The organism is Lactococcus nasutitermitis (assembly GCF_018403765.1).
In the GTDB taxonomy this organism is placed as follows: Bacteria; Bacillota; Bacilli; order Lactobacillales; family Streptococcaceae; genus Lactococcus; species Lactococcus nasutitermitis.
Genome location: NZ_BOVQ01000003.1, coordinates 87,023 through 106,019 on the forward strand (window position 1 = coordinate 87,023; position 18,997 = coordinate 106,019).

Here is an 18,997-nt window from a genome sequence, read left to right on the forward strand (position 1 = left end):
TCAGCCCTTATTTTGAGCCATTTTCTCGCATTTTTTTCTGCAATTCTGCAAATTTCGCTTGTGCTTCTTCACTTGTATTTTCCACATAATTTGCGGACGACCATTCTGGCGCTTTTTTAACTAATTTAGCTGCTGCTTTTGGCTTGGTTATCGCTTTTTCTTGCACTTTTTGATTCCGTTCCAAAATCCGTGTGACTGCCGCTTCTGCTGTGACAACTTTGTGCCGCAACCAATCATTTGCCACAGTATTCACAAAGTTTGATGTCAATGTTGGATTTTTTTGTTGTACCAAAACATAATGAATCAGGATATTTTGCACTTCATCAGTCAAATTTTGTTTTGACAGAACTGTCAAAAGTTTTTTCTCATCATTTGAAGCAAATCCACCTACTTCTTGCTTGATTTTTATCAAAAATTCAGCAGGTTTCACTGATTTACTCACAACAATCAAATCCTGAAAAGCCTTAGGAAATACTGACAAAGCTGGAATTGGCTCCGCTTGCCCTGATAATTGTCTTGTTGTCGCCGTCAAATTTATCGTTAAATCAGCATTTGCCGTTGTCTCAACAACCTTAAACAACTCATACCAATTTAGCTCAAATTTTTCAGCTAAAGAATAAATCATCAAACTTTCCTGATTTTCATCCGAAAAAGTCAACTTTTGTCGCGCCATCAAAGCTTTGAAAGCCTCCATATTGAATGTCTCTTTTTTGACAGAACTGTCAAAAACCTCATCAAACTTCAATTTATAGACTTCATGAAATTTACGCGAAATATTTTGCCCCTGCGGTTTTTGATAACCAGCCAAAGCCACGACACGACTTTCCCCAATCCGCGAAATCAACAACTGTTTATAAAAATCATCTGCCATAAAATCATCAAAACTCAAAGGACTTTTCAATTCAAAAAACAAATCCGGATGATTATCATAAACAGCAAGCAAATCCAAAGCAGACAGCTTATCCAGCGCTTCAATGAAAGGATTTAACCCCATATTCAAATACTCTAAAAAATGAGAAATTTTCCCCGAAGAAAAGACACGTAAAAGTTGATACAGCGCAAATGCTTCATGTCCAACAATCGGTAAATAGAGCAAAGTAAAAACCTCAGCATCAAAACTGGTTTTCCCACGATTAACAATCGTAAACGTATCTCTTGCTCTCATATTTTTCTCATCCTCTTAAAATCAACACATTTAATTCTTATTTGTAAAATTCTTCAACAGCTCTTCCAATTCACTCACATCCTTGAAAGAACGATAAACACTGGCAAAACGCACATAAGTTATATCATCCAAATTCGCTAATTCATCCATCACGAAAGCACCAATCTCATCAGATTTCACTTCATTTGTATCAAGTTGACGAATTCTTTGCTCTACACGCGCGACAATTTTCTCAATATCCTCGCTTGAAACTGGACGTTTATAGGCACTTCGCACCAACCCACGCACAATTTTCTCCCGATTAAAAGGCTCACGTTTATCATCTTTTTTAATTACCAACAAGGGCATTTCTTCAATTCGCTCAAAAGTCGTAAAACGATTGCCACAGCTTTCGCAAACACGACGACGACGAATTGCATTATCAGCCTGTCTCGAATCAACAACTCGAGAATCTTCTGATTGACATTTTGGACAACGCATTCTCATGCTCCTCTCATATTTAATTCATTTTGGTTCACATTATTTTTCTTGAAATTTTGCTTCCAAGCGGTAGATAACCTGTCCCTTCGACGAAAATTTTTCCTCATATTCCGTCATCACATTGACCTGAGAAAATTCCTCATCAGCATGCAAATCCAACCAAACCTGCTTCAAAGTCATTCCATAATTTGTCAAAGAAACCAAAGAATACTCAAACAAACCACGATTATCCGTTTTGAAATGAACTTCTCCTCCAGAAGGCAAAATCCGCTCATAAGTTGCTAAAAATGACTTGTAAGTCAAGCGACGTTTCTCATGACGATTTTTAGGCCAAGGGTCAGAGAAATTCAGATAAATCTGAGCCACTTCTCCATCTTCAAAATATTCCGTCAGCGCTGCACCATCTACAAGCATCATCTGAACATTCGGCAAATTTGCCTCCAAAGCCTTATCTAGCGCATAGGACAACACCGAAAGTTGCATATCAATCGCAATATAATTAATCTCAGGATGTTGCGCCGCCATTCCTGTAATGAAACCTCCTTTTCCACAACCCACCTCAATGTGGATAGGATGATTATTCCCAAAACGTTCCGCCCAGCGTCCCTTAAAATCCACTGGATTTTCCACTACAATATGCGTGTTTTCCTGCAAATGCTCTGGCGCACCTTTACGATATTTAACCCGCATTTTTTCTCCTTTTTTTCTAATACAATTTTAACATAAACACTTATCCCAAGTATTTCCAAAAACTGAAAAATGAGAAGGTTCCCCTTCTCTCATGATTTCACAATTCACAAAGTTTCCGAAGTCCCAAGATTTCCTGATTGACCTCTCGCATCTTTCCTTGAGCAAAATAATCCGAAATTTGCCGCAAGAAAGAAAGCTTCCCATACCAAATCACTTTTGCCATCACGTTTTTTCGAGGTTGATAACCCGAATAAGTCAGCCAACGATTCCAGTTTACCGGACGAATATAATGTGACAAAATATAAGCCATATCAACCATTGGGTCACTCAAAAAAACTGTATCCCAATCAACAAGATAAATCCGATGTGTATCATCATCAACCAGCCAGTTATTATGATTAACATCTCCATGAACAACTGTGACTTCTTCTTCACTCAAAGGAGGAATTTCTTCAAACATTTCCGCAACAACACTTGAGAGAAAATGATTAGTCTTTAGAACATCCGAACCATTGATGATATTTTTTAACAAAGTCTCAGGAGAAACAGAATGACTTCCTAGTTTTTTATAGGAATCCACCAGTTTTTTACTCTTATGTAAATGAGACAGGATTTGATTGATTTGTGTATCTCCCATTTCCTCAGGAATTAAAGTATGTCCATTTATCCAAGGCTGAGCAGACAGCATATCTCCCTCAGCTGTTCGCTTTGTCCACAAAACACGCGGAGTAATTCCTTCAAGGTAAATACTTGTCAACATTGGGTTAGCATTTTTTTTAATAAAGACACGTTCTTGATTGTTCTGCGCCGTAAAAGCATTACCAGAACCGCCTCTTACAGGCACCATATCCATATTTGCAATCATCATCTACTGTCTCCTCCTTTCCTTAGAATTTTTACTCAATCCTTAAAAATGAATCAAAATAGTCTGTGTCAAAATATCTGCATACTGATAAGATTCCGTCACTTTTGGTCCACGTGCAGGAATATTTTCAATAACAAAATGCGTTGCATAAGCTTCAATCAAATTAACTTTATGACGATTTTCACGTTTACGACCAAATTGTGATGTAATTTCAATCGTTTGCCCAAGATGAGCTTTCACATTATTTCTAATATCAACAATTTTCCCAATTTCTTGATTTTGATTATCCATTTTTCCTCCAAGAGCTGATAAATATTCACTTTATTTACTTTACCCTTATCTTTACTTGACCACATTTTTATCATAAAAATAAGTCATATTATCATTTTTAGACGATTATTTATATTATAACACGAAACTACCCTAAAAATCTAGTTCTCATTACCATATCGTATATCAATATTGTCAAAACTGCTGTACTCTTTGATAAAAGCAAGCTTCACAGTCCCTCGACTTCCCGAACGATTTTTTTCAATGATAACTTCAACAGAATTATCCTGCATACTCTCACCATCGTCCTCCTCGCCTTCGCGTTCATAATAGTCATCGCGATATAAGAAAGCGACAATATCTGCATCCTGCTCAATTGAACCAGATTCACGAATATCCGAAAGTACTGGACGCTTATCCTGACGTTGCTCGACACCACGTGAAAGTTGTGAAAGTGCAATAACTGGTACGTGCAATTCTTTAGCTAGGATTTTTAGTTGCCGTGAAATTTCCGACACTTCTTGTTGCCGATTTTCACGTCCCGTCCCTGAAATCAACTGCAAATAATCAATCAAAATCAGTCCAAGATTTCCACTTTCCTGCGCTAATTTGCGAGCACGCGCACGAATTTCCGTGATTTTAATCCCCGGAGTATCATCAATATAAATTTCAGATTGACTCAAAGCACCTGTCGCGATAAAGAGAGCATTCCACTCATCATCTGTCAGCTGCCCTGTACGCAAGTGCTGCGACTCAATCCGTCCTTCCTTAGCAATCATACGATTAACTAAGCTCTCTGCACCCATTTCCAAAGAAAAGATAGCTACCGCTTTATCTTGCTTCGTTCCAATATTTTGCGCAATATTCAGCGCAAAAGCCGTTTTACCGACGGCTGGACGCGCCGCAATAATAATCAATTCTTCATCATGCAAACCTGTCGTCATCCGGTCAAGTTCAACATATCCTGTGGCAAGACCTGTCACGACACTTTTATCTTGAGCGTGTTTTTCAATATCATCTAATGAAAGATTAATAATTTCTGAGATTTTCCTAAATCCCGAAGTATTTCGTCCTTGCTGGACATCAATCAAGTTTTTTTCAGCTTCAGCAAGAATATCATCTGCTGGTGAATCTTGCTCATAAGCCTTTTGCACACTCGACGTCAGTTTATTGATAAGCTGGCGCAGCAATGATTTTTCAGCAACGATTTTTGCATAATAAACCGCATTAGCAGCTGTTGGCGTATTTGCAGCAAGTTCAGCGATATAAGAAATTCCACCGATTGCCTCTAAATCTCCTTGATTTTCAAGTTGACTACGCACCGTCAAAACATCTATCGCCTCGCGTGTATCAAACAATTTTTCCATCGTCCGAAAAATCAACTTGTGAGCATTTTTGTAAAAGTCATTAGATGTTAAATATTCCTTGACTTCTACCAAACGCTCACTATCCAAAAAGATAGCACCAAGAACCGCCTGCTCTGCTTCTAAATCCTGTGGTGGTGCCTTAATAACATCAATTTCAGGCATTTTTATGCCTCACTAATCCGAACTTTAACTTTTGCTGTCACTTCGCGATGCAATTTCACAGGAATATCAGCAATTCCAATCGCACGAATTGGATTTGCAAGTTGGATTTTATGTTTGTCCAATTTTAAATTGTATTGAACGCTCAGCGCATCCGCAATTTTCTTTGAATTTACCGCTCCAAAAAGTCGCCCATCCTGTCCAACTTTTTCAGTAATTTCAACGATTGTATCTTCTTTTTCAAGAAGTACTTTAAGAGCTTTTGCTTCAGCCAAAAACTCAGCTTCTTCTTTTTCTTTTGCCTTTGCTTGTCCTGCTGCTGCTGCTACTGATGCATTTGTAGCAACCTTAGCAAGATTTTTCTTAATCAAGAAGTTTTGGGCATAACCTGTTGGTACTTCTTTGATATCGCCTTTTTTCCCTTGTCCTTTAACATCTGCTAAAAATATAACTTTCATTTTATCTTCCTTTTTCTAATTATTCATTTATTTCAAAACGAGCTTTGAGAACTTTTATAAGTTCCTCTTTGACTTGTTCTTCTGTACGTTCATAAATTTGAGTAGCTGCATTATTGAAATGTCCACCACCGCCCATTTGTTCCATCAAAGTTTGCACATTGAAACCATTACGCGAACGTGCAGAAACAGAAACAAAGCCGTTCGTATGATTAGTAATCGCAAATGATGCTGTCACACCAGCCATATCAAGCAAAGTATCTGCTGCTTTTGCTGTCGTGATATTATCATATTTTTGATTAGTAGCTCCAACTCCCAGCGCAATATTTCCAAAAATAATTTTGGAATTAAGTACGATTTCATTGACTTTTTTATATTTCTCAAAGTCCGTCGCCATAATTATCTTAATTAAATCATTATCTGCTCCACGTGAACGTAGATAAGCTGCTGCTTCAAAAGTTCTTGATGTCGTTGCCTTTGTAAAATTCTTTGTATCCATTTCAATCCCAGCAAGAGCAATACTTGCTTCGATATTCGACATTTTTCGAGCATTTGTATCATGGAACTGTAAAAGTTCAACTGTCAATTCACTCGCAGAGCTTGCGCTTGACTCAATATAAGACAATAACGCTTGCTCTGGGAAGTCATCATCACGACGATGATGGTCAATTACCACCACTTTTTCAAAAGATTTGTAAAAATCCAAATTTAAAGTTTGACTTGTTTTAGAATGGTCCACCATGATTAAAAGTGAATTTGCTTTTTTTATTCGACGTGCCGTTTCTAAGCGGATAATATGTGTAAAACCATCTGAACTTTTGTTCATTTTATCAATCGCACGTCCAACATCTGGAAGTAATTGCTCTGGGTCGTAAACAACGAAGGCTTCTTTTCCAGATATATTTGCAAAAACTTTCATCGCAATGGCTGCTCCCAAAGCGTCCATATCTGTAAAACGATGTCCGACAATAAAGATATCATCAGCTTCACTGATAATCGTACGTAAAGCAGTAGAAATAGCACGCGCACGTGTTCGACTCTTTTGCGTTCGACTTTCTGAATTTCCACCAAAATAAGTTGGTCTTGCCTGTTCTGTATTTTCACGCAAGACAACCTGATCGCCACCACGAACTTGTGCAAGTTCCAAGTTGTTCATCGCCGTTTTGCCAATCGTTGGAAAATCATTCCAACCATAAGAAACACCGATTGACAAGGTAAGTGGAATTTTCTTTTCTGCTGACGATGTTTTAAAATCATTTAAAACAGAAAATTTATCACTTATCATTTTATCTAAAATCCGATAATCACATAGGAAAAAGTAGCGACTACTACTAATACGGCGCAAGTAAAACGCATATTTTGTCGCAAAATTCTCTAAAGAACTTGCAATAAAATTATTTACAACTGTCCGCTCACTATCTGTTATCAAGTCTGTGGCATCATCATAATTATCCACTGAAATCGAACCAATCACTGCACGACTATCATTGAAGTCTGAGCGAAAAGCAACTTCTTTTGTAGCATCAATCAGATAAATCAGCGTTTTTTCATCATCTAAATTGATAACAAACTTTTGGTCACCAATCTGAATATACTGTTCGTCTGCTTTTTTCTTTAAAATAGCTTGAATATCTTCTTTTCCCAGAATTTTTTCATTCCCTTTAAAAACCATATCAATAAAAGGATTAAACCATTCTGGTTCAAGACTTTCTTTATTATAACGAATAACACCTATTGGCATATTATCAAGTGTTGCATTCAATGAGTTTTCTGCTTCATCATTGATTTTACGAATAAAATCCTGCCTGCGAAGTTGATAATTTTTGGTTTGTAAAAGCAAAATAGAGGTAATAATGACATTGAGCAAGAAAAGATAGACCAATGCGAGGATGCGTGAATCCGACAAAATAACCGCCAAAATTTCAAAAATCTGCACGATAACCATGATAGCGATAATTATTTGGGGTGAAAAACGTCTTACAAAATTCATACGACTCTCCTATATCCTCTTATTTTACCATAGGACGGACGAAACTTAAAGAACTTTTTTATTTTTTATTTGTGAAATGAAGATTACTTGTGTCACTACTGTGCTTTTTTTACTTTTCTTGCGCTTGAATGGCTTGCAAAGCTTCATGCAAATTATTGACAAATGCGTCAGCTGCTTTTTGGTTCATGCCAAAACGTGTATCTTTGATTGCCCAGACTGTTGCGCCAGCTGCTTTTCCTGCGGCAATACCATTTTCTGAATCTTCGATAATTAAACTTTCATCAGCTGTTACCTGCAATCTTTGCATAGCAACTTGATAAATCTCAGGATTGGGTTTTGATTGTTTAAAATCTGCTCCTGATAAAAGAAGGTCAAAATAATGTCCAAGTTGGTGTGTGTTGAGCATCAACTGGATATCTGTCATGCTAGAACTTGAAGCTAAAGCTATTTTATAATCATGCTTATGCAAATAATCTAAAATCTCAATCACATCTGGAAATAAAAGTTTCGCATAAGGAAGTGGAGTGCGGTTTTTATAATCCGTATAATCTTCTTGTAGCTTTTGCGCTTTTTCTGCCGTAAAATTGTTTTGTAGGATTTTCGGCCAGATATCTTTCATGTTACCACCAATAAAATCCTTATTTTTTAAGTGGCTGATGTCTATCTGCTGACTGCCAAAAAATTCCTCACGACGGCCAGCGTAATAACTTTCTGTATCTACTAAAACACCGTCCATATCAAAAATAATTGCTTTAAATTTACTCATAACGCTATTATAACACTTTTACCTGTTGAAAATAGTCTGAAAATTAGTTATAATATAGGCAACTTAGAAAAATTGAGGAATGATTATTTATGAAAGTTACAAAATTTGGCGGTTCATCTTTGGCTTCTAGTCAGCAAATTAAAAAAGTTTTTAATATTATTCGTGCGGATAAAACACGCAAATTCGTTATTGTTTCCGCTCCTGGAAAACGTTCATCTGCCGATACAAAAGTAACAGATGCTCTGATTGCTTATCATGCAGCTTATAAAAATCATGAAGATGTTACGCCTCATCAAGAATGGATTATTCAACGTTATCGTGATATTTACGATGAGTTGGGCTTGTCTAGTCCAGTTATTGAGACGATTGCCCAAAATATCCGAGACTTAGCAACTTTGCCTATTGAGGGAAATAAGTTTCTTTATGATACTTTTCTTGCTGCGGGCGAAAATAATAATGCGAAGTTGATTGCGGATTATTTTAGTTCTCAAGGGCTACCAAGTCGTTATGTTCATCCAGCAGATGCGGGAATTATTGTGAATAGTGACCCTGGAAATGCGCGACTTTTGCCAACTTCTTATGCGAAAATCAAATACCTCAATGAATTGCCTGAAACCTTGATTATTCCTGGTTTTTTTGGCGTGACAGAAAATGGCGAAGTGTGTACTTTTTCTCGTGGTGGTTCTGATATTACAGGTTCTATTGTCGCTGCTGGAGTGAAGGCTGAGCTCTATGAAAATTTCACAGATGTTGATGGAATTTTCGCTGCTCATCCAGGAATTGTCAAAAACCCACATGGTATCAAGGAATTGACTTATCGAGAAATGCGTGAACTGGCTTATTCTGGTTTTTCAGTTTTACATGATGAAGCACTTGTTCCTGCTTATCGCGCACATGTGCCACTGGTCATTAAAAATACAAATAATCCTGAACATCCTGGCACTCGTATTGTCGTAAAACGTGAAACTAAAGGCGCTCCTGTCGTTGGTATTGCTTCTAGTAGTGGTTTTTCTACGCTTTATCTGAGTAAATACCTGCTCAACCGTGAAGTCGGTTTTGGGCGGCGCGTGCTGACTGCACTCGAAAATCTGGGAATACGTTTTGAACATATGCCAACTGGGATTGATGATATTTCTTTGATTATCCGTAGTCGTTACCTCAATCAACCGATTGAAAAAGCGCTGATTGCCAATCTGACCGAAAGTTTGCACCCTGATGAACTATACATTGAGCATAATTTCTCAATCATTATGCTGGTTGGTGAAGATATGAAAGAACATATCGGTGTAACTGCTCGCGCTGCGGCTGCTTTATCACGTAATAATATCAATATTGAAATGTTGACTCAAGGTTCAAGTGAAGTTTCTGTCATGTTCATTGTCAAAGAAAAGGACGAAAAAGTCGCTCTCCGTGCAATTTATGATGAATTTTTTGCTGAGAATTAAATTTTTATTGAAAAATAGAAAGAAAAAAGTTTGACAGTTTTGTCAAACTTTATTTGTTAGAGACTATTTATCAAAAAGGTCAATCCACCGAAAAAGCAGATGAGTCCAAAAATAAGTGAAAATCCTAAGCCGATAAAAAACCAAATATTGACGACTTTCACTTTTTTATAAGCTTTAAAACTTCTGAAGACTTGGTAAAACTGAAAAATCCCCAATAAAACGAAAAATACACCAACAATCATTTTCATAATTCTTCCTCGATATTTTTGTAACGTTTGCGAAATTTCTTTTCGCTGATTATAGTATAGACACCCATGCCATTTTGAATGAGAATATCACCAACCTTGCCATAAATACCACCTCCAAGGCTTACAGTTGTTGGTGCGCGAAAAAGTTTGAGTTCTGTGAAGAAAAAATTTCCATTATCAAAATTTTCTTTCACCCAATCCAGTTCTTTATTTTCTCGATTGATTTTCCAAGCACGAACAGTTGTATTTCCATAAGTTGCTTTCATATCAGTCTTCTCTTATATTTTTGTAATGTTTATAGAATTTCTTAGAGCTCACAATCGTAAAATTACATTTTTCATCACGAATAAGCACATCGCCAACTGAACCGTAAATGCCTGTGCCACCTAGAAAACTGCTACTTGGTGCACGAAAAAGTCCGCCCATATCTTCCATCCAGAAAAATTTGTGTTTTGCGAAATTTTCTTTGACCCATTCCAAAGTAGGAACATCATGGCTGATTGTCCACGCATCAACCTCACTATTGCCATTCATCGCTTTCATATCTCTATCTCCTTAAATAAAAAGTCAATATCCCCATGGAAATTGACTTTTAACATTATTCAGCTTTTTCCACTGGTTTTTCGATAATTTGTGAACGACCTGCTGAAAAATTATTTAATAATTCAGGGACGTCAATTCCCATTGTCCCTAGAACGTCAAGTCCTTGTTTCAAGCTTTCTTGGGACATTCCGAGGATTTTTGATGAACCTTCACCACCATAAATATTGATGCTATCAACGGCTTGCAGATTGGCAGAAATGCCTGTCACAATCTGTGGCAAGATATCAAGTGCCATATTGAGTTTAGCCGCATCGTTCATCTTGAGCATGGCTTCGGCTTTCTTTTCAATCGCTTCAGCTTCAGCGATACCTTTGAGGCGAATGGCTTCGGCTTCAGCTTTACCTGTCGCTTCAATAGCTGCGGCTTCGGCTAAGGCTTTGACTTCACGTTCCTTAGCATCGGCTTCGGCTTTGGCGATTTGTGCAGATTTTGCCGCTTCAGCGGCTTTGACGACATTCGCTTCATTTTCCTGCGCTTTACGCAAGACTTCTTGAGTTTCAAGGTCAGTTTCACGCTGTTTCTTGATGATTTCGACTTGCATTTCTGCTTCGGTCGTTTCTTTCTTGGAAATGGCTTCTTGGATTGCATAAGCTTGGTCGGCTGCGGCTTTCGCTTGGTCAGCTTTTGCTTTGGCATCGGCTTGCGCAATCGCTTGGTCTTGCTCATAACTTGCCAGATTGATAGCTTTTTCCTTTTGAGCGCTGGCAACTTGTGTTGCTGCTTCGGCTTCGGCTTTTTGAGCTTGCTGGTCGGCTGTTGCTTTTTGGATACGTGTTTCTTTATCTGCATTAGCTACGGCAATCGCTGCTTCTTGTTGAACGCGCGCAACTTCTTTAGCACCAAGAGCTTTGATGTAATTTTGGTCATCACGAATATCATTGATAACAAAAGAAACGATAGATAATCCCATTTTTGTAAGGTCTGTTCCTGCTTGTCCTTGAACTTCTCCTGAGAATTTATTACGGTCTTCAATCAACTCAGAGACAGTCATTGTGCCAACGATAGCGCGCAAATGCCCACGTAAAACTTGGTCTGCCATACCATCACGTTGCTCGTCTTTTTTACCTAAAAATTGCTCAGCTGCTGTGGCAATATCTTGCAAGGAAGAACCGACTTTTATCATCGCTGTTGCTTCGACTGTAACGGGGATTTTATCTTTTGAGAGAACTTTTTCAGTCTTGATATCAATCGCGGCGGATTGCAATGAGAGAAAACGGGCATTTTGGAAAACGGGCAGAACAAAAGTTCCTGAGCCACGAACAACTTTCAATTTATTGCCCTGACTATCTTTGTTGACACCTTTTGAACCGAGTGCAGATCCATAAACAATCAGTGCTGCTTGTGGTCCTGATTTTTTGTAGTTGCTAGCTACAATACCAAAGAGAACCAAAATGATGACGAGAATAATGATTCCTAAAATAAGAATGGGTGACATAAAAACTCCTTTTATTATAATTTTTTTCTTATAAACAATGTTTTTTTATATTGTAAATGAGAATTTTATTAACTTTTTAAGTGTAATATTTTTGACAATTCTGTCAAAAATATTTTTAGAAAATCATCTCTTGATAAGGGATGACGTAGGCAACACCGTCTTTTGTATCAACAATGAGAACAGAAGCATTTTGCTCAATCGCTGTGACATTGTCTTTATTGGGGGTAAAAATCTTTGCTGGCATCGTTTTGCGTGACTCATTGGCAATCGTTGTCACAACTTCACCAGTAGCCTCAAGTCCTGTGATAGCCGTTGTCAAAGTACCTGTCAATAAATTTTTTTCATCTGCCGAATATTTCTCATCAGAAACTTTATTAAAGAGCGCCATACCTGGAATGAGAATGATAATTCCCAAAATAATGACGACAAGCACAGCAAGAACGGCAAGAACAATGATTAGGGTAAGTGACACTTTTCCTCCTTTTTGTAACATTAGAAATAACTTCTTGTATTATTATAGCATATTTTTTGACAATTCTGTCAAAGGGGCTAGAGAATTTATTCTCAGCCTGTCAAAAGTTCAAACTACTCTAGTAGTATGAATTCACGCTCAAAACGTTTGGGATTGATGGCTCGATATTTTTTTTTGTTCAAATAAATCAGGTAAAAACCAACAGAAGCTGCGCCACCGTGCGTTTGAGGAAAGATGAGAATATTCTCATTGGACTGATACCAGTAGATTTGACCTTCGTCAAAAGCATCCTGCACCCACTGCTCCGTGATTTTTTCATGTGAAATTTTCCAAACATCAATAATTTTCTCACCTTTTCTTGCCCTCACGCTGTTCTCCTTTCTCATTTATTTTTCATAGCTCTATTATACTCCTGATTTTTGACAGTTTTTAATTTTGTTCCAAGCTTGGGACAAAAACTTTTTTGATAGTTCTGTCAAAAAAATACTAGCATATTCGTAAGCAAGCAAAGCTTGCAACGACTATCCTATGTCAAAAATTATTCCACATAGCGGTCATATAAATTTTGAAATTTTTGAGCCAAAGTTTTATCTCCTAGAAAATCAAATATTTCAATCACTTTTTTCATTTTTTCTTGTGCTGATTCACAATTTTCTGTTGTTACTTGTTGTTTTCCTTGCTTATAAATCACCAGATTTTGCGCAAATTTATAGACACATCGTGTAAATTCATCTGTACTACGTAACAGATTTTCTGATAAATCTAAAAATTGACGCGCAGCTGATAAATTTCCCAAATCAATCATCGCAAAACACGTCGCAGCACCTGTCCGCACAACGCGCATCCGATAATCCCGATTGTCTTCAAATAAACTCACATCTTTAAGTAAATCCACCCAAACAGAGCGCAATAAGCTAAAAGCGAGCTGTCCGACAGTGTATTGCAAGACAAAAAGTTCCATATTTGTCCAAATATCCACACCAAACAGAAAATCAGAAACTTCCTCAATTTCCTCCTCAGAAAGCTTTTCATAGCAAGCTTTAGCGGCAAAAGCAATCAATCTGAAATCATCATAAGGAATGGCTTCCTCATAAATTATCCGCAATGCTCCCCAATCCTCAGCATAATAAGCCATATCAACCTTAGCAAAAATCTCGCTAAAATAATCATCCTCACCTTTATCTAAAATATGTGAAAACTCATAAAGTGGCACGTGCATCATCTGTAAAGCCGCATCCACCTTATCAAAGTCCAGCATGACCTTTCCTGCTTCAAACTTTTCCAGAGTATAAGCATTAATTTCAATATTTTCAAAACTCTCAAGCTCATAACCGCGCTGTTCTCGGAGCAACTGAAAAACCTCGCCATATCTCCGATATACCGGCATATTATCTGCCAAATAAAGATAAGTGAACATCGACAAATCCATGAGTTTCAAAGCTTCTTCGAGTTTTTCAGGTGCTAAAACGCTCTCGCCTTTTTCAAAACGGTCAAGCGTTGCTTTTGAGACAATATCCTTAAAAAAAGCTAGTGGCAAGCCACGCTCCTCACGAATAGAATGAAAAGTCTGTCCATATCTTGGATTGATAATTTGCTTTCGTGCAACCATAATCTCTCAGCTTCTATTCCCTAAATATTTTATATTCTTACTATTATTATAGCACATTTAAAACGCTATCATAGTTTTAGTTCGTATATTTTTGTAAATTTAATCACTTTATTTTCAAAACTTTATTTCTTATTTTTATTATTTGCCACTCGAATTTGTCTGTCCAGTTCTTTTTTTATCTTCTTTTCTGGGGCAAATTTCTCTTCCCAATCTTGTGGTTTGAGCACTTTATGTGTTACTGGGTCAAAATGCGCTTTTCCATCTGGAAAAATTTTTCCCATATTTGCACTATGCACCGCATTAAACACTTCATAAGGGTCAATGCCTGACAATACAAAATTCCCATAAGCAAAGTAAAGCAAATCAATCATCGCATCTGTCTCAGCCGTCAGCACATCCATTTCTGCTTCATTTTTACTTTCTACTTTTACAACTGCTTTGTCAATATTTTCATGCAAATCAGCCACTAAGTCTGCAAATTTATCTTGATTACCAGCTGAAGCTGCGTGCAAAAATTCAACAATTTCCTCAACTTCAAAACCTGCTCTAAAACCTGCTTCCATTGCTGGAAAGGCGCGCGGTATTTCTTGCGTTTTCCCATCCATCAACTTGTGAAATGCCTTGACTTTATTGAAATTTAAATCCTTAGAAACAAAATCTTTTGTTGAAGAAAATTCAATCAAGCCAAAATAAGCCAGTGCTTTAGCGATTCCATCAGCATTATTACTATCTGTAACATAATTTGCATTTGCTTTTACAGTTTCTGTCGCATTTCCCATTGCAACACCAATTCCAACACCTTCAAGCATTTTCAAATCATTTTCAGAATCACCAAAACACATCACTTCTTGCGTTGTAAATCCAAATTTTTCTCCTAAACGCTCAATTCCCTGCAATTTTCCGATATTTTGCGGAATCAAATCTACAGAATAAGGATTGCTTCGAGTGACCTGAATTTCTGGAAATTCTTTTTCCAGCGACTCTGTCTCTGAGCGGGTTGCAACCATCATCACTTGATAAATCTCTTCATGTACAACTTCACTTAAATCATTATTTGGTATCAAGCGCCGCACTACATTTTTGAAACTATTTCTAGCAATACTTGACGTTCCTTTTGGTAAAACACCAGTCAAAAGTCCTGCCAAACGTGTCTCTCCAAACTTCAAAAGCCTAGAACCATCAACACCGTGCGCTGTCCCAAGCGAAATATCTCGATGATTGCTTTGGGCATAAGTAATGATTTTTTTCAAAATTTTGACATCTAAAGGATTTGCAAAAACAATTTCCTTGGGTGTGAAAATGTACTGACCGTTAAAAGTCACCGCAAAATCCAGCGCCAAATCTTCCAACAAAGGCAAAGCAAAAGCAGCGCCGCGTCCTGTCGCAATTCCTACTAAAATTCCTTTACGATGTAACATTTCTATTGCTCGTCGTGTCGAATTTGCTACTCCGCGTGTCCCTGTAAATAAAGTTCCATCTAAATCAAAAAATACAGCCTTTATCGTCATCTCTCATTTCCACATTTCTTCTCATCTTTTTTACTTTAAATTATACAGTAATTTTTCCAATTTTTACAGTTTTATTTATTTAATCTTGTCTTTTACTTCATTTCCACCGTTTTTCATGCTTTTTGATATAATTTGGAGTAGATTACTTTATGAGGAAAAATTCAAATGAAAAAAATATTAGTTCTCCATACAGGAGGGACAATTTCCATGGCAGAAGATGCCAATGGTCATGTTTCCCCCAATGAAAAAAATCCAATGGATGCTGTGGATATGCAATTTGCCAATGCTACAATCATTTCTGAGGATATTTTTAATCTTCCAAGTCCGCATATTACTTTAGAACATATGTTGACACTCAAAAAACGGATTGATGCTGCTTTTGACGAAGATTTTGACGGAGCAGTCATCACTCATGGCACGGATACTCTTGAAGAAACAGCATTTTTCCTTGATTCGACGATAAAACGAGGAAAACCTATCGTTATAACTGGTGCTATGCGCTCTAGCAATGAACTTGGAACTGACGGTATCTACAATCTTCTAACGGCAATCCGTGTCGCCAGTGACGAGGATTCTTATGGACGTGGTGTACTCGTCGTGATGAATGATGAAATTCATTCCGCACGTTTCGTGACAAAAACGCATACAACCAATGTCTCAACCTTTCAAACGCCCACTCACGGCCCGCTTGGATTACTCACGAAAAATAAGATTTTTTATTTCCACAATGACCGCGAAAATCAACATTTAGATATTCAAAGTGTTCATGGAAATGTTCCAATTATCAAGGCTTATGCTGGTATGACTGGAGAAATTTTTGATTTATTTGATTCAATCAATTTAGATGGACTTGTTATTGAAGCACTTGGTGCTGGCAATTTACCTCCTACAGCGGCGCATTCTGTTGAAAAACTTTTAGCTAAAAAGTTACCAATTATTCTTGTTTCTCGTTGCTTCAACGGTATCGCTGAGCCTGTCTATGACTATGAAGGTGGTGGTTCTCGTTTGCATGATGCTGGTGTTATTTTCGCTCCGGAAGTCAATTCACAAAAAGCACGAATTAAGCTTATCATCGGACTCAATGCTGGACTTTCATTAGAAAATGGTTTAGAAAATTTCATGGAAAATTAAAAAAATCTGTCACTTGGACAGTTTTTTTAATTTATTCCAAATTTTCCTGTAATTCTTGCCAGATTTGCTCATTTTCTTCTAATGAATATGAATTTGCTCCACTTGCCAAATCATGCCCGCCACCATCATGTCGCTTAGCGATTTCTTGGATAGGAACAACTTTTGAGCGCATTCTCACACGAAAATGTCCATCTGCTTGCTCGACAAAGATTGCCCAAGACTGTATTGTGCGAATGCTTCCTGGCACACCAACAATCACCGACGTTTCCGAGTCTTTTAAGTCAAAGGATGTCAAGATTTTTTGTGTCAGTACAACGCGCGCAGCTCCATTTTCAGACACTTCAAGATTTTCATAGATAAATCCTTGCAGACGAGCCACTTTCATGTCAAATGAGGACATTTCACGTCCCAAAGCTGCTCGGTCAAAGTCATAACTTGCGAGCTTTGCTGCGACTGCAAAAGTATTTGCGGAGGTTGAGGGATACAAAAATCGTCCTGTATCTCCAACAATTCCCGCGTAAAGTAGGCGCGCTGCTTCTGCATTGAGTTTTAGACCATTTTCAAAAGCAAAATCTGCTATAATCTCTGAAGCTGAACTTCTCTCTGGTTCAACTAAAAGTAGGTTCCCATAAGCATCATTATTGGGATGGTGATCAATTTTAATCACAAAATCAGCTGTTTTCCAACGGTCATCATCAATTCTTGGTGTGTTCGCTGTATCACAGACAATACTTAGATATTTCTCATTTTTATCAAGTTCAACCTTATTCATCAAGGTCAAATATGTCAAAGTTGGTTCATCATAACCTACTGCAAAAATATGCTTTTCTGGAAAATTTTCCCGCAAAATCGCACCCAATCCAGCTTGTGAACCAAGTGCATCAGGGTCTGGATTTTTATGACGATGAATTAAAATTGTCTCATATTCTTTTATTTTTTCTAGTATTTCTTTCATTTTTTTCTTTCTAAGGAAATTTTTTATTTTTGACAATTCTGTCAAAAATATTTTTTGCAGATTTTAACTTTTGACAGTTCTGTCAAAAAATATTTATCAGCTAAATTGCACATTGACAAGAACTTTTGCCACAATATTGTTGACATGATAGATTTCACAGTCAATCATTGCACCGAGCCGTGTCTCATTGATGATTTTAGGATAAATTTCGATGAGATTGTCAATCGCAACAGCTCCTAGAATATTCATGTTGAGCGACTCAATAATTACATTGCGCCGATGACGCTTGGCAATAACACGCCGAACTGCGATACTGACCATCTCAGTAAATACGCCATAAGAGACATTCCCAAAACTATTAATCATAAAAGGCTCAATCAAGAGTTGATAGGCAGAAGCGTGTTCTTTCAGACGATTGGATATATCTTCGCTGAAAGTGTGCGCAACTTGACTTTCTTCCTGTGCTTTTTGCAAGCTTTGCAGCAAATCAGATTTTGTAATAATTCCTGCATAAGTATGGTCATTATGCACGACGGGCATCATATCATAGCCCTCATAAATCATCTTCTGACTTACGCTCGCAACAGTCATATCAAGCATCGCAAGAGATGGCACTGTCATCACTTTGTTAATCGGTGTGTCATTTTTTTTATGCGTGACATCACGCATCGCAACCACACCAACCACGACTTGATAACGATTTAGCACTGCGAAACGACTGACATTTGTCCTTTTCACAAGCTCTAAAAAGTCTTTCACCGTATCCTCCTCGCGCAAGGTTGAACGATTTTGATGAAAAACATCAGCCACTTTGATAATATCTTTTTTGATTAGCTCATTTGACAGAGCGTGACTAATTCGATTGGCAACAGTAAAAGTATCATAACTCGTGCGCATGAGTGGAATTCCCATTTCATTGGCATAATCAATCACATCCAAATCAACCTCAAAGCCACCTGTGACAAGCACCGCATTTTGTTCACGCAAAGCAAGATTTTGAATGTCTTTGCGGTCACCAACAATCACCAAACCATTTGCCACCAGATATTTTTCCACTGATTCTTTGGTCATCGCACTGATTACAAAACGGTTAAACTCAACTTCAAGCCCGGCCAGTCCGCCCAAAATATCCGCATTGGCAATCTCTGCAATCTTAGCAAATGTTAATTTATTAGCAACTTTTTGCCCCTTTGAAGCCACACGTACTGTACCTGAACGGTCATTTACTGCAACAAGTCCACGATTTTCAGCTTCTTTAATGGCACGATAAGCAGTTCCATCAGCGACACACATTCTATTAGCAATGCTACGCACACTAACTTGTCTGCCAATCTCCAAACCTTCAATATAAGTTAGAATTTCCTCATGTTTAGACATAATTTTT

Annotated in this window: 21 protein-coding genes; 2 read left to right on the forward strand and 19 right to left on the reverse strand. The window is 37.6% G+C overall.

Annotated features, from left to right (window positions below; translation table 11 throughout):
- Window positions 1-7: 7 nt before the first annotated feature.
- The 9 genes from KJS36_RS03135 to KJS36_RS03175 all read right to left on the reverse strand — a co-directional run bounded on the left by KJS36_RS03135 (window position 8) and on the right by KJS36_RS03175 (window position 8,207).
- Window positions 8-1,165 (reverse strand): DnaD domain protein, encoded by a 1,158-nt coding sequence (locus tag KJS36_RS03135; RefSeq protein ID WP_213534242.1) that lies wholly within the window; start codon window positions 1,163-1,165, stop codon window positions 8-10.
- A 30-nt stretch (window positions 1,166-1,195) separates the two neighbouring features.
- Window positions 1,196-1,645 carry a transcriptional regulator NrdR gene (gene nrdR, locus KJS36_RS03140; protein WP_213534245.1) on the reverse strand — a complete coding sequence of 150 codons (450 nt, stop codon included), beginning with the start codon at window positions 1,643-1,645 and terminating at the stop codon, window positions 1,196-1,198.
- Between the two features lie 39 nt (window positions 1,646-1,684).
- The gene (trmB, locus tag KJS36_RS03145; protein WP_213534247.1) at window positions 1,685-2,335 is read right to left on the reverse strand and encodes a tRNA (guanosine(46)-N7)-methyltransferase TrmB; all 651 of its coding nucleotides are present in this window, start codon (window positions 2,333-2,335) and stop codon (window positions 1,685-1,687) included.
- A 97-nt stretch (window positions 2,336-2,432) separates the two neighbouring features.
- A complete protein-coding gene (locus KJS36_RS03150; protein ID WP_213534249.1) occupies window positions 2,433-3,203 on the reverse strand; it encodes a phosphotransferase family protein in 771 nt (256 codons plus the stop codon).
- 39 nt (window positions 3,204-3,242) lie between these two features.
- The gene (locus KJS36_RS03155) at window positions 3,243-3,491 is read right to left on the reverse strand and encodes a Veg family protein (protein WP_213534251.1); all 249 of its coding nucleotides are present in this window, start codon (window positions 3,489-3,491) and stop codon (window positions 3,243-3,245) included.
- Window positions 3,492-3,631: 140 nt separating this feature from the next.
- On the reverse strand, window positions 3,632-4,999 hold the full coding sequence (gene dnaB, locus KJS36_RS03160) for a replicative DNA helicase (RefSeq protein WP_213534253.1): 1,368 nt from the start codon (window positions 4,997-4,999) through the stop codon (window positions 3,632-3,634).
- A 2-nt stretch (window positions 5,000-5,001) separates the two neighbouring features.
- Window positions 5,002-5,454, reverse strand: a complete 453-nt coding sequence (gene rplI, locus KJS36_RS03165; protein ID WP_213534255.1) for a 50S ribosomal protein L9 — start codon at window positions 5,452-5,454, stop codon at window positions 5,002-5,004.
- Between the two features lie 19 nt (window positions 5,455-5,473).
- Complete coding sequence (locus KJS36_RS03170; RefSeq protein ID WP_213534257.1) at window positions 5,474-7,441, reverse strand: DHH family phosphoesterase; 1,968 nt, start codon at window positions 7,439-7,441, stop codon at window positions 5,474-5,476.
- A 109-nt stretch (window positions 7,442-7,550) separates the two neighbouring features.
- Window positions 7,551-8,207, reverse strand: a complete 657-nt coding sequence (locus tag KJS36_RS03175; RefSeq protein ID WP_213534259.1) for an HAD family hydrolase — start codon at window positions 8,205-8,207, stop codon at window positions 7,551-7,553.
- An 89-nt stretch (window positions 8,208-8,296) separates the two neighbouring features.
- Here KJS36_RS03175 and KJS36_RS03180 point away from each other — a divergent pair, with 89 nt between their 5' ends.
- Window positions 8,297-9,652 carry an aspartate kinase gene (locus KJS36_RS03180; RefSeq protein WP_213534261.1) on the forward strand — a complete coding sequence of 452 codons (1,356 nt, stop codon included), beginning with the start codon at window positions 8,297-8,299 and terminating at the stop codon, window positions 9,650-9,652.
- 56 nt (window positions 9,653-9,708) lie between these two features.
- Here the strand turns inward: KJS36_RS03180 and KJS36_RS03185 are convergent, their stop codons facing one another.
- The 8 genes from KJS36_RS03185 to KJS36_RS03220 form a co-directional block, all read right to left on the reverse strand.
- The gene (locus KJS36_RS03185; RefSeq protein ID WP_213534263.1) at window positions 9,709-9,900 is read right to left on the reverse strand and encodes an immunity protein; all 192 of its coding nucleotides are present in this window, start codon (window positions 9,898-9,900) and stop codon (window positions 9,709-9,711) included.
- A complete protein-coding gene (locus KJS36_RS03190) occupies window positions 9,897-10,166 on the reverse strand; it encodes a hypothetical protein (protein ID WP_213534265.1) in 270 nt (89 codons plus the stop codon). The genes KJS36_RS03185 and KJS36_RS03190 overlap by 4 nt, the downstream gene beginning before the upstream one ends.
- A gap of 1 nt (window position 10,167) precedes the next feature.
- A complete protein-coding gene (locus KJS36_RS03195; protein WP_213534267.1) occupies window positions 10,168-10,443 on the reverse strand; it encodes a hypothetical protein in 276 nt (91 codons plus the stop codon).
- Window positions 10,444-10,498: 55 nt separating this feature from the next.
- On the reverse strand, window positions 10,499-11,938 hold the full coding sequence (locus KJS36_RS03200; RefSeq protein ID WP_213534270.1) for a flotillin family protein: 1,440 nt from the start codon (window positions 11,936-11,938) through the stop codon (window positions 10,499-10,501).
- A 115-nt stretch (window positions 11,939-12,053) separates the two neighbouring features.
- The gene (locus KJS36_RS03205) at window positions 12,054-12,410 is read right to left on the reverse strand and encodes a hypothetical protein (RefSeq protein WP_244842605.1); all 357 of its coding nucleotides are present in this window, start codon (window positions 12,408-12,410) and stop codon (window positions 12,054-12,056) included.
- 113 nt (window positions 12,411-12,523) lie between these two features.
- The gene (locus KJS36_RS03210) at window positions 12,524-12,778 is read right to left on the reverse strand and encodes a hypothetical protein (RefSeq protein WP_213534274.1); all 255 of its coding nucleotides are present in this window, start codon (window positions 12,776-12,778) and stop codon (window positions 12,524-12,526) included.
- A 170-nt stretch (window positions 12,779-12,948) separates the two neighbouring features.
- Entirely contained in the window at window positions 12,949-14,019 is a 1,071-nt protein-coding gene (locus KJS36_RS03215; protein ID WP_213534276.1) for an Rgg family transcriptional regulator, read from the reverse strand.
- Window positions 14,020-14,141: 122 nt separating this feature from the next.
- Window positions 14,142-15,527: a Cof-type HAD-IIB family hydrolase gene (locus KJS36_RS03220; RefSeq protein WP_213534278.1), complete on the reverse strand. Its 1,386-nt coding sequence runs from the start codon at window positions 15,525-15,527 to the stop codon at window positions 14,142-14,144.
- Between the two features lie 165 nt (window positions 15,528-15,692).
- On the opposite strand from KJS36_RS03220, the gene KJS36_RS03225 reads away from it, so the two are divergent.
- Entirely contained in the window at window positions 15,693-16,658 is a 966-nt protein-coding gene (locus KJS36_RS03225; RefSeq protein ID WP_213534280.1) for an asparaginase, read from the forward strand.
- Window positions 16,659-16,689: 31 nt separating this feature from the next.
- On the opposite strand, the gene KJS36_RS03230 is transcribed toward KJS36_RS03225, so the two are convergent.
- Both KJS36_RS03230 and KJS36_RS03235 read right to left on the reverse strand, forming a co-directional pair.
- Entirely contained in the window at window positions 16,690-17,613 is a 924-nt protein-coding gene (locus KJS36_RS03230) for a DHH family phosphoesterase (protein ID WP_213534282.1), read from the reverse strand.
- A gap of 96 nt (window positions 17,614-17,709) precedes the next feature.
- Window positions 17,710-18,990: a DRTGG domain-containing protein gene (locus KJS36_RS03235; protein WP_213534284.1), complete on the reverse strand. Its 1,281-nt coding sequence runs from the start codon at window positions 18,988-18,990 to the stop codon at window positions 17,710-17,712.
- Between the last annotated feature and the right edge of the window lie 7 nt (window positions 18,991-18,997).

Coding starts and splice junctions, on each gene's coding strand:
- KJS36_RS03135 (WP_213534242.1), bottom strand. CDS start 1,165: ATGAGAGCAAGAGATACGTTTACGATTGTTAATCGTGGGAAAACCAGT.
- nrdR (WP_213534245.1), bottom strand. CDS start 1,645: ATGCGTTGTCCAAAATGTCAATCAGAAGATTCTCGAGTTGTTGATTCG.
- trmB (WP_213534247.1), bottom strand. CDS start 2,335: ATGCGGGTTAAATATCGTAAAGGTGCGCCAGAGCATTTGCAGGAAAAC.
- KJS36_RS03150 (WP_213534249.1), bottom strand. CDS start 3,203: ATGATGATTGCAAATATGGATATGGTGCCTGTAAGAGGCGGTTCTGGT.
- KJS36_RS03155 (WP_213534251.1), bottom strand. CDS start 3,491: ATGGATAATCAAAATCAAGAAATTGGGAAAATTGTTGATATTAGAAAT.
- dnaB (WP_213534253.1), bottom strand. CDS start 4,999: ATGCCTGAAATTGATGTTATTAAGGCACCACCACAGGATTTAGAAGCA.
- rplI (WP_213534255.1), bottom strand. CDS start 5,454: ATGAAAGTTATATTTTTAGCAGATGTTAAAGGACAAGGGAAAAAAGGC.
- KJS36_RS03170 (WP_213534257.1), bottom strand. CDS start 7,441: ATGAATTTTGTAAGACGTTTTTCACCCCAAATAATTATCGCTATCATG.
- KJS36_RS03175 (WP_213534259.1), bottom strand. CDS start 8,207: ATGAGTAAATTTAAAGCAATTATTTTTGATATGGACGGTGTTTTAGTA.
- KJS36_RS03180 (WP_213534261.1), top strand. CDS start 8,297: ATGAAAGTTACAAAATTTGGCGGTTCATCTTTGGCTTCTAGTCAGCAA.
- KJS36_RS03185 (WP_213534263.1), bottom strand. CDS start 9,900: ATGAAAATGATTGTTGGTGTATTTTTCGTTTTATTGGGGATTTTTCAG.
- KJS36_RS03190 (WP_213534265.1), bottom strand. CDS start 10,166: ATGAAAGCAACTTATGGAAATACAACTGTTCGTGCTTGGAAAATCAAT.
- KJS36_RS03195 (WP_213534267.1), bottom strand. CDS start 10,443: ATGAAAGCGATGAATGGCAATAGTGAGGTTGATGCGTGGACAATCAGC.
- KJS36_RS03200 (WP_213534270.1), bottom strand. CDS start 11,938: ATGTCACCCATTCTTATTTTAGGAATCATTATTCTCGTCATCATTTTG.
- KJS36_RS03215 (WP_213534276.1), bottom strand. CDS start 14,019: ATGGTTGCACGAAAGCAAATTATCAATCCAAGATATGGACAGACTTTT.
- KJS36_RS03220 (WP_213534278.1), bottom strand. CDS start 15,527: ATGACGATAAAGGCTGTATTTTTTGATTTAGATGGAACTTTATTTACA.
- KJS36_RS03225 (WP_213534280.1), top strand. CDS start 15,693: ATGAAAAAAATATTAGTTCTCCATACAGGAGGGACAATTTCCATGGCA.
- KJS36_RS03230 (WP_213534282.1), bottom strand. CDS start 17,613: ATGAAAGAAATACTAGAAAAAATAAAAGAATATGAGACAATTTTAATT.
- KJS36_RS03235 (WP_213534284.1), bottom strand. CDS start 18,990: ATGTCTAAACATGAGGAAATTCTAACTTATATTGAAGGTTTGGAGATT.